At 54.9% G+C, this 9,149-nt stretch carries 10 protein-coding genes; 7 read left to right on the forward strand and 3 right to left on the reverse strand.

Annotated elements, in window-relative coordinates; all coding sequences use genetic code 11:
* From pgk to B3Z49_RS01810, 3 genes are all read right to left on the reverse strand, one after another.
* Positions 1 to 458: phosphoglycerate kinase (gene pgk, locus B3Z49_RS01800; protein WP_296987862.1), on the reverse strand; the 458-nt coding region annotated here is incomplete at its 3' end.
* Between the two features lie 151 nt (positions 459 to 609).
* Positions 610 to 1,455 carry a diaminopimelate epimerase gene (dapF, locus tag B3Z49_RS01805; RefSeq protein WP_296987864.1) on the reverse strand — a complete coding sequence of 282 codons (846 nt, stop codon included), beginning with the start codon at positions 1,453 to 1,455 and terminating at the stop codon, positions 610 to 612.
* A 100-nt stretch (positions 1,456 to 1,555) separates the two neighbouring features.
* Entirely contained in the window at positions 1,556 to 2,062 is a 507-nt protein-coding gene (locus B3Z49_RS01810) for a hypothetical protein (protein ID WP_296987866.1), read from the reverse strand.
* Positions 2,063 to 2,480: 418 nt separating this feature from the next.
* Here B3Z49_RS01810 and ccoN point away from each other — a divergent pair, with 418 nt between their 5' ends.
* The 7 genes from ccoN to B3Z49_RS01845 form a co-directional block, all read left to right on the forward strand.
* Positions 2,481 to 3,938 carry a cytochrome-c oxidase, cbb3-type subunit I gene (ccoN, locus tag B3Z49_RS01815; RefSeq protein ID WP_008889827.1) on the forward strand — a complete coding sequence of 486 codons (1,458 nt, stop codon included), beginning with the start codon at positions 2,481 to 2,483 and terminating at the stop codon, positions 3,936 to 3,938.
* A 14-nt stretch (positions 3,939 to 3,952) separates the two neighbouring features.
* Positions 3,953 to 4,684 carry a cytochrome-c oxidase, cbb3-type subunit II gene (ccoO, locus tag B3Z49_RS01820; protein ID WP_008889826.1) on the forward strand — a complete coding sequence of 244 codons (732 nt, stop codon included), beginning with the start codon at positions 3,953 to 3,955 and terminating at the stop codon, positions 4,682 to 4,684.
* Between the two features lie 15 nt (positions 4,685 to 4,699).
* Positions 4,700 to 4,861: a cbb3-type cytochrome c oxidase subunit 3 gene (locus B3Z49_RS01825; protein WP_008889825.1), complete on the forward strand. Its 162-nt coding sequence runs from the start codon at positions 4,700 to 4,702 to the stop codon at positions 4,859 to 4,861.
* Between the two features lie 15 nt (positions 4,862 to 4,876).
* Positions 4,877 to 5,749 carry a cytochrome-c oxidase, cbb3-type subunit III gene (gene ccoP, locus B3Z49_RS01830; protein ID WP_064781177.1) on the forward strand — a complete coding sequence of 291 codons (873 nt, stop codon included), beginning with the start codon at positions 4,877 to 4,879 and terminating at the stop codon, positions 5,747 to 5,749.
* Between the two features lie 313 nt (positions 5,750 to 6,062).
* Complete coding sequence (gene ccoG, locus B3Z49_RS01835) at positions 6,063 to 7,568, forward strand: cytochrome c oxidase accessory protein CcoG (protein WP_296987872.1); 1,506 nt, start codon at positions 6,063 to 6,065, stop codon at positions 7,566 to 7,568.
* 32 nt (positions 7,569 to 7,600) lie between these two features.
* Positions 7,601 to 8,119 carry a FixH family protein gene (locus B3Z49_RS01840; protein WP_296987873.1) on the forward strand — a complete coding sequence of 173 codons (519 nt, stop codon included), beginning with the start codon at positions 7,601 to 7,603 and terminating at the stop codon, positions 8,117 to 8,119.
* Positions 8,120 to 8,166: 47 nt separating this feature from the next.
* Positions 8,167 to 9,149, forward strand: a 983-nt coding sequence (locus B3Z49_RS01845; protein WP_296987874.1) for a heavy metal translocating P-type ATPase metal-binding domain-containing protein, incomplete at its 3' end; no start/stop codon positions are given.

Below are 9,149 nucleotides of genomic sequence, written 5' to 3' on the forward strand. Positions count from 1 at the left end.
GCACGGTGCGCACAGGAAAACGCGTCATTGACATACATATCGCCAAGCTTTGCCAGCTCAGTGACAAAGGCCGGGTCGTTCTTTTCTTCTTCGGCGTGGTAACGCAGGTTTTCCAGAAGGGCGATTTCGCCATCTTTCAGGCTGTTGACCACGCTTGCCGCCGCATCACCGATGCAATCATCCGCAAACTTCACCGGACGACCAAGCTGCTTGGCAAGGGCATCGGCAACCGGTTTAAGGCTCATTTCCGGGACGCGCGCACCTTTGGGACGACCGAAATGCGTAATCACCACCAGTTTCGCCCCGGCATCCGCCAGTTCGATCAGGCCCGGTACAGTGCGGTCGATACGAGTCGTATCGCCAACAACACCATCCTTCATCGGAACGTTAAGATCAGCGCGCAGCAAAACGCGCTTGCCAGCGACATTGACACCGTCAAGCGTATTGAAGTCAGCCATTATCTGAACCTGCTTTTGAGTTTCACAAAAGACGGGATTGGGTGTCCCGACATGGATTGAACCAAATCCTGATGCGCCTTGTTTTGCCCGATCAACTCACCCGACGCAAGGCCAGATCAAATCGGTCAAAAGACCAATCAGGAAAACCTGATCAATGGTTTCCCAGAAGGGACGCGTGCAAAAAGCCAGAAAAACTGGTCGCGACCGGGCCGGTCATCAACACATGATCATCGGGCAGCCATTCAATGGTCAGTGGCCCGCCATCAAGGATCACTTCGACCTTGCGACCGGTCAGGCCACGACGTGCCGCCGCAACACCAGCCGCACAGGCGCCCGTCCCGCACGCACGGGTCACGCCGACACCGCGTTCCCAGACGCGCATACGGATCTTGTTTTCATCAATGATGCTGCAAACTTCGATATTGGCGCGTTCCGGGAACATTTCGTGATATTCAAGCACCGGACCGAATTTCTCGATATCAATCGACTCGGCGTCATCAACAAAGAAAACACCATGCGGGTTGCCAACATTGACACCCACCGCATCTGAAAGCGGGCCGAGTGAAAGCGGAATATGATTGGTATCGACCGCCTCGGACAGCGGAATGTCACGCCAATCCAGTTTGACCTGTCCCATATCAACTGTGACACGGCCGTCAGCCAAGCCATTGGCATCCAGCAAACCGACAACGGTTTCAATGATCACGTCTTTGCGGCCAAGTTCGCCCATGACGATATTGGCGACACAGCGGGTCGCATTACCACACGCCTGAACCTCGCCACCATCATTGTTGCGGATGCGCATAAAGGCATCGGCCAGATCATCGCGGGCCGGTTCGATGACGATCAACTGATCGCAACCGACCCCGGTTTTGCGATCGGCAATACGGGCAGCGGTCGCGTCATCAAGATCAAGCACAGCGGGATCGCGTCGTCCGTCAAAGACAACGAAATCATTTCCCAAACCATGCATTTTGACAAAAGGAATACCGTTCATACCCGCCTTATAATCCTGATTGCGCAAGGCGTCCACAGTTGGAATTCCCGACAGAGCGGGCGTTTTATCAAATCGGAAAAGGTCAGACTTGGATTGAACTCTAGGCCGTCAAGCGCGGGCTTGCTGGCGCACAATAGCGCACCTTGCTTGGTGCATATCCCGCCCGGGAAAAATATCCCCTAAGACGTTCATCTAGTTCGCCAAGCGAAACATAGACATTGCTGCAATCATGCACCCGCGCCAAACGGCTCATGGCATCGCGCATCGCATCAAGGACATAGTCGCCCGACACGATTTCAACCGCCATCACGTTGTCGACATGCAAGACAACGCCATCGGTCATGTCATCGCGGACATAATACGAAAACAGTCCATGGATATAGCCGCGCTCGTTGGCGATCACGATGATGCCGCGCTCACGCTGCCAGAGGATGTCATCAGCGTCGGTGCCTGCACCAACGGACTCCTTGTTAACCGGCATGCAATACTGATCGACGAATGCACGCCAACGGTCAAAAGACATGTCGACTTTCAACATCTGAACCAGCGGATATGTCATATCCGCTGTCTGTGCTGTAAGTGGAAGTGACTTATAGGCTTCTGACATGATCCTGCCCTCTGGAATTTAGCAGATCATGCCGCAAATAAATCGGCCCCACCTTGATGTGCATCAACACCTTTTGAGGGTTTGGCGCGCATAAACACAGCCAGTACAGAAGTACCCAGCCGAAGGGCCAGTACGTTTCCGCCGATTGAATTTCTGACGGGTTTGCAAGCCGAGATTGACGTAGGTCAATGGCTTTTGGATGAACTGTCCGCATACTCGCCGAACGAATTGGGAAACCTCGCCCGGAATAACGCGCCCTGACTTTCAGACAAGGTGCATTTTGGGTGGGGCTTTTTGTGCAGGTGGACCGAAGATCAAGAAGGTCGTCGGTTCATCGGGACTATTGAAACTGCCCGAGAGGGTTTTGGGCAGTTCACCCGACCACCTTGAACGGGAGTCAAGCATGAGCCAGGGGAGCATGGCACAGGCAGCATCGCCTTCAGTTGCTGTCAATTATAATATGGACGTTGTGCGCTGGGCCGCACTTGCGACCGTATTTTGGGGAGTAGTCGGATTTTTGGTGGGCGATGTCATTGCATGGCAGCTCGCATTTCCGGTTCTCAATTTTGATACAGAATTTCTGAACTTCGGACGCCTGCGTCCGCTGCATACCTCTGCAGTGATCTTTGCCTTTGGCGGTAACGCGCTTCTGGCAACGTCGTTCTATGTCGTGCAGCGTACCTGCCGCGCACCGCTTTATGGCGGCCGCGCACTTCCGGCGTTCGTGTTCTGGGGGTACCAGCTGTTCATCGTGATGGCGGCCATCGGTTATGTCACCGGTGTGACCCAGGGTCGTGAATATGCCGAACCGGAATGGTTCGTTGATATCTGGATCACGATCGTCTGGGTTTGCTATCTGGCAATGTTTGTCGGCACCCTTTTGAAACGTACCGAGCCGCACATTTATGTCGCGAACTGGTTCTATCTGGCCTTTATCGTGACCATTGCGATGCTCCATCTTGGCAACAACCTTGCCATTCCGGTCTCGTTCATGGGCACGAAGTCCTATTCGATGTTCTCGGGCGTGCAGGATGCATTGACCCAGTGGTGGTACGGCCATAACGCTGTGGGCTTCTTCCTGACGGCTGGCTTCCTCGGTATGATGTACTACTTCATTCCGAAACGTGCCGAACGTCCGGTTTATTCCTATCGCCTGTCGATCATCCACTTCTGGGCGCTGATCTTCCTGTATATCTGGGCTGGTCCGCACCACCTGCACTACACCGCACTTCCTGACTGGGCGCAGACCCTTGGCATGACCTTCTCGATCATGCTGTGGATGCCGTCATGGGGCGGGATGATCAACGGTCTGATGACGCTTTCGGGCGCCTGGGACAAACTACGTACGGATCCGGTTCTGCGCTTCATGGTCGCGGCTGTCGGTTTCTACGGCATGTCGACCTTCGAAGGCCCGGTCATGTCGATCAAGGCGGTCAACGGCCTGTCGCACTATACCGACTGGACCATTGGTCACGTGCATTCCGGTGCGCTTGGCTGGGTTGCATTCGTATCGTTCGGTGCGATCTACTTCCTGATCCCGGTCCTTTGGCACCGTGAACGCCTGTATTCGATGCGCCTTGTGGCCCATCACTTCTGGCTCGGCACCATCGGGATCGTTCTTTACATCACCTCGATGTGGGTTTCGGGGATCATGCAGGGCCTGATGTGGCGCGCCTATGACGACCTTGGCTTCCTGCAATATTCCTTCATCGAAACTGTCGAGGCAATGCATCCCTACTACATCATTCGTGCAACCGGTGGCCTGCTGTTCTTGCTGGGTTCGCTGCTGATGGTCTGGAACATCTACAAGACCATCAAGGGTGACCTCCGTAACGAAGCACCAATCGGTACACCTGCACCCGTTGCAGCCGAATAAGGGGGGAACCAGAGATGCTTCTTAAAAAACACCATATCGTAGAAAAGAACGTCTTCTTTCTGATCCTTGGTATTTTCCTGACCATCATCATCGGCGGTATCGTTGAAATTGTACCGTTGTTCACGATGGAACAGACCATTGAGAAAGTGGAAGGTGTCCGTCCCTATTCGCCACTCGAACAGGCCGGTCGTAACATCTATCTTCGTGAAGGTTGCTATAACTGCCATTCCCAGCAGATCCGTCCGTTCCGTGACGAGGTCGAACGTTATGGCCATTACAGCCTTGCAGCAGAATCGATGTATGACCATCCGTTCCAGTGGGGGTCAAAACGAACCGGTCCGGATCTGGCACGTGTCGGCGGAAAATATTCCAACGCATGGCATGTGGCCCACCTGATTGACCCGCGCGCTGTTGTGCCGGAATCGATCATGCCGGGTTATCCGTTCCTGGCGGAACGCAAACTGAATTTCGATGACGCTCAGGCACATCTCGAGACCCTCAAGATGGTAGGTGTCCCCTACACAGACGAGATGATCGAGGCAGCCAAGGCAGACCTGTATCTGCAGGCCAGCGAGGATGCGGCCTATGACGATGATTTCCTCGCGCGCTATCCGAATGCGGCAACAGGTGACTTTGACGGCAACCCGGCAGAACTGACTGAAATGGATGCGCTTGTCGCATACCTGCAGGTCCTGGGCCGGATGGTCGACTTCACCACCTATAACCCGCAGATGAACCTGCGCTAATGCAAGGGGATCGTCATGGAATTCTTTACGCAACTCGCTGACTTTTTCCGCCCTCTGTGGGGTCTGTGGCTGATGCTGCTGTTCGGCGCGATTATTGCCTGGGTCATGTGGCCAAGCAAAAAGCGCAACAAGGACATGGAATCGCATGCGCAGATCCCCTTCCGGGATCAGGATTGAGGGGAGAACAGAGCAATGTCGACAAAAGTCGAGAAAGATCAGGTATCGGGCACAGATACCACCGGTCATGAATGGGATGGCATCAAGGAACTGAATACTCCGCTGCCGTCCTGGTGGGTCTATGTCTTCTGGATCACCGTCATCTGGTCTGTCGGTTATTGGGTGGTTTACCCGTCCTGGCCGACTGCCAATGACTACCTCAAAGGTATGTTTGGCACCACCAACCGTACCGAACTGCACGAAACCATGGCCAGTGTTGCGGCCGAACGTGCACCTTACATGGAACGTCTGGCTGCACTGGATGTATCGGAAATCGCCAATGACAGCGAACTTCTGAACTTCTCCATGGCTGGCGGCAAGGCCGTTTTCGCCGATAACTGCGCACCGTGCCATGGCACCGGTGGTTCGGGTAACCCGGGCTTCCCGTCGCTTCAGGACGATGCGTGGCTTTGGGGCGGCACGCTTGATGCCATCAACCAGACACTGCATGTCGGTGTGCGCTGGGATGCCAATGAAGATACCCGCTTCAATGATATGCCGGCATTTGGGCGTGATGAACTTCTTGAACGCGACCAGATCGAAGATGTGGTTCAATATGTTCTGTCCTTCACGGACCGTGCAACTGACGCCGCTGCTGCCGATCGCGGTGCGGTCGTTTTTGAGGAAAACTGCGCTTCTTGCCACGGTGACGATGCCAAAGGCATTCAGGATCTCGGTGCACCGAACCTGACTGATGCCATCTGGCTCTATGGTGGTTCGAAAGAAACCATCACCGAAACGGTCATGAATTCCCGTCGCGGCGTAATGCCGGCATGGGAAGGCCGTCTGGACGAAGAAACCATCAAAATGCTGACGGTTTATGTCCACTCGCTCGGTGGCGGTCAGTAAGTCCGCATACTAAGTCCGCAGTCCAAGACAACTTTTCCAAAAAGGCCCGTGATTTGTAATCGCGGGCCTTTTTCTTTACCGGGCGGCTCAGCCACAACAATTCATCCCAATATCGGCTAATAAATTGACATGTGTCATGGTGGACAAGCCGGGTCTCTCGTATTTTCTGCCTGAGATTTGAATAATTAGAGTTTGCTCTGCAAAGCTGCCAGAAACCCAAGTTCTCCTGACAGACCAACCTTCAAAGCGACTGGCGGGTTCGCCCCGCACAGAGAGCAGTCGCAAGGTTCAGAGCAACAACCAGGTAGCGAACATGGCCATGTCCACTTTGCAGCAACCAGATATCGAACCCAAAAACGTCCCGCACATCGTCGACGAAGGCGATTATGATGAAGTCCCGCTTTATAAAAAGCGCGACAAAGTCTATCCGAAGCGCGTCTCAGGACGTTTCCGGAACCTGAAGTGGTTTGCGCTGATTGCACTTCTGGGCATTTACTGGGTCGTGCCTTGGCTGCGCTGGGATCGTGGGCCAAGCGCACCGGATCAGGCCGTTCTGATCGATATGGATCTGGGGCGTGCCTATTTCTTCTTTATCGAAATCTGGCCGCAGGAAGTCTATTACATCACCGGCATCCTGATCATGGCGGCTGTGGGCTTGTTCCTTGCAACGTCCTTGTTCGGGCGTATCTGGTGCGGCTATGCCTGCCCGCAAACGGTGTGGACCGACCTGTTCATGTTGGTGGAACGCTATATTCAGGGTGACCGCAACGCGCGTGTCCGCCTCGACAAATCGAAATGGACACTGGAAAAAATCTGGAAAATCAGTGCAACGCATCTGGCATGGATCGTCATTTCCATGGCGACCGGTGGTGCTTTTGTCCTTTATTTCCACGACGCTCCGACCGTGATGGTCGATATCTTCACCGCCAATGCCACCTTTGGCACTTATGTCACCATCGCATTCCTGACCGGCTCGACTTACCTTCTGGCAGGCTGGGCACGTGAACAGGTTTGCACCTATATGTGCCCGTGGCCGCGCTTCCAGTCCGCCATGCTTGATGATGAAAGCATGATCGTCACCTATGAAAGCTGGCGCGGTGAAACGCGTGGTCCGATCAAACGTAAAAACCTTGTGCGCGGCGAAGTGCCAGAAACCGGCCACTGTATCGACTGCCACGCCTGCGTGAATGTTTGCCCGACCGGTATCGATATCCGCGACGGCTTGCAACTGGAGTGCATTGGCTGTGGGCTGTGCATCGATGCCTGCAACGAGATGATGGACAAGGTCGGATTCCCGCGCGATCTGGTTCGGTTCGACTCGGTCCAGAACTCCCAGCTTCGTTCACAGGGCAAGGCGACCCGCGTGCGCATCATTCGCCCGCGCACAATCTTCTATTCATTGCTGCTGGTGATCATTGCCGTGGTCATGATGTTTGGTCTGGCCAACCGTTCGGTGCTTGAACTCAATGTTCTGCGCGACCGCAACCCGCTGTTCGTCGCCCTGTCTGATGGTGACGTGCGCAACGGCTATACCCTTAAGGTTCTCAACAAGGAACAGGCAGAAAAAACCTATGTTCTGTCGCTTGAAGGAATTGACGCAACTGATTTCCAGATCATCGGCCTGACCCCGAACCAGGACGGCACCTATGATCTGGACGTGGCCCCGGACCGGGTCGGAAGTTTCCGTGTCTTTGTGGCAGCGGATCCCCAAACACTTGATGGTAAATCGACACCATTTGAATTCACGGTGACCGATAAGGAAACCGGCAATACCGAAACATATGATACAGTGTTCGCCGGTCCGGAAAACGACCGCTGATCGCAGACGCGTTTCAGTTCAGGAGACAAGATATGGCAATGCAGATGACATCACCTTCCACAGATCAGAATGGCCCGCGCAAGTCGGATCGCTGGATTCCGTGGTATTTTGTCGGCGGCTTCGCCGTCATGCTGATTGCCAATATCTCGCTGATCACGTTTTCGATGACCAGCTGGAATGGTCTTGTGACCAAACATGCCTTCGAAGAGGGCAACAACTATAACGCGGCCATTTCCGGTGCTGCCCGTCAGGAAGAACTTGGCTGGCGCAGCAAGCTTAGTGTCGATGGTGTCATTGATCAAAACGGCACCATCACCGTCCTGTTCCGCGACAAAGATTCCAACCCGATCACCGGGGCGAAAATGTCCATTGTGATGTCGCGGGCGGATCGTGATGATCTTGATACCACCATCGCGATGGCCGAAATCGCACCGGGTGAATATCGTGCAAGTGCTGCCTTCCCGGTTTATGGTCGTTGGCAATTGCGCACCGTCGCCAACGCGATGGGGGATGATTATCAAACTGTCGAGTATGTCGTCGTAAATCCATGAACGTCGCCCTTCAGCCCTGTCGCCATTGCGGCGAGCCGGTGACAGCCATGTCACCTGCCGCACCCGACTTTTGTTGTGCCGGGTGTGCTGGCGCCTTTGAGCTCTTGGGCGAAATGGGGCTGACATCCTATTACAACCGACGCGCAATCGATCCCAAGGTCCGGGCCCTTCGCCCGGACGAAGACGAAATCGCAAGCTTTGATTTCACCGAACTGGCCAGCACCGATACTGACGGCCATCATCATCTGAACCTGATGGTCGACGGCATCCATTGCGCTGCCTGTGTCTGGCTGATCGAAACCCTGTTGCAACGAAACAGTGCCGTATTGCAGGCCCGCGTCAATATGACGACACGCCGCCTGCGCCTGAGCTGGCAGGGTGAAGTCGCCGATATCGAAGACATCATTCGCCCGGTGATGCAGATGGGCTATCGCCTGATCCCGTTTGATCCGGCTGCCCTTGAACAGGCGACAACATCGCGCAACAAGGAATTGCTGCGCTGTCTGGCGGTTGCTGGGTTTGCAGCGGGCAATGTGATGTTGCTGTCGGTCTCGGTCTGGGCCGGATATTTTCAGGGCATGGGCGGGGCGACCCGCGATCTGTTTCACTGGATATCGGCCCTGATCGCACTGCCCGCCGCGGCCTATGCCGGATTGCCGTTTTATCGATCCGCCCTTGGCGCCATTCGCAATCGCCGGGTCAATATGGATGTGCCGATCAGTCTGGGCGTGATTCTGGCACTTGGCATGAGTTTGGCACAAACCATTCGCGGCGAACCGCATGCCTATTTCGACAGTGCGATTACCCTTTTATTCTTCCTGCTGATCGGGCGCTATCTTGATGGTCGTGCACGCGGGCAGGCGCGCTCGGCGGCTGAACATCTTCTGTCGCTGAATGCCCGCTCGATCACCGTGATTGAACCTGATGGCACGCGACGTCTGATCGCACCGCAAAAGGCCACACCGGGCATGATCGTTCTGGCTGCGGCCGGTGAACGGATCGGCATCGACGGCAAGGTGATCGACGGCCA

The sequence above is a fragment of the Thalassospira sp. UBA1131 genome (assembly GCF_002311515.1).
Lineage (GTDB): Bacteria > Pseudomonadota > Alphaproteobacteria > Rhodospirillales > Thalassospiraceae > Thalassospira.

Excerpts from the sequence above, each read along its gene's own strand:
- dapF (WP_296987864.1), bottom strand. The coding sequence starts at position 1,455 with ATGAACGGTATTCCTTTTGTCAAAATGCATGGTTTGGGAAATGATTTC.
- B3Z49_RS01810 (WP_296987866.1), bottom strand. The coding sequence starts at position 2,062 with ATGTCAGAAGCCTATAAGTCACTTCCACTTACAGCACAGACAGCGGAT.
- ccoN (WP_008889827.1), top strand. The coding sequence starts at position 2,481 with ATGGCACAGGCAGCATCGCCTTCAGTTGCTGTCAATTATAATATGGAC.
- ccoO (WP_008889826.1), top strand. The coding sequence starts at position 3,953 with ATGCTTCTTAAAAAACACCATATCGTAGAAAAGAACGTCTTCTTTCTG.
- B3Z49_RS01825 (WP_008889825.1), top strand. The coding sequence starts at position 4,700 with ATGGAATTCTTTACGCAACTCGCTGACTTTTTCCGCCCTCTGTGGGGT.
- ccoP (WP_064781177.1), top strand. The coding sequence starts at position 4,877 with ATGTCGACAAAAGTCGAGAAAGATCAGGTATCGGGCACAGATACCACC.
- ccoG (WP_296987872.1), top strand. The coding sequence starts at position 6,063 with ATGGCCATGTCCACTTTGCAGCAACCAGATATCGAACCCAAAAACGTC.
- B3Z49_RS01840 (WP_296987873.1), top strand. The coding sequence starts at position 7,601 with ATGGCAATGCAGATGACATCACCTTCCACAGATCAGAATGGCCCGCGC.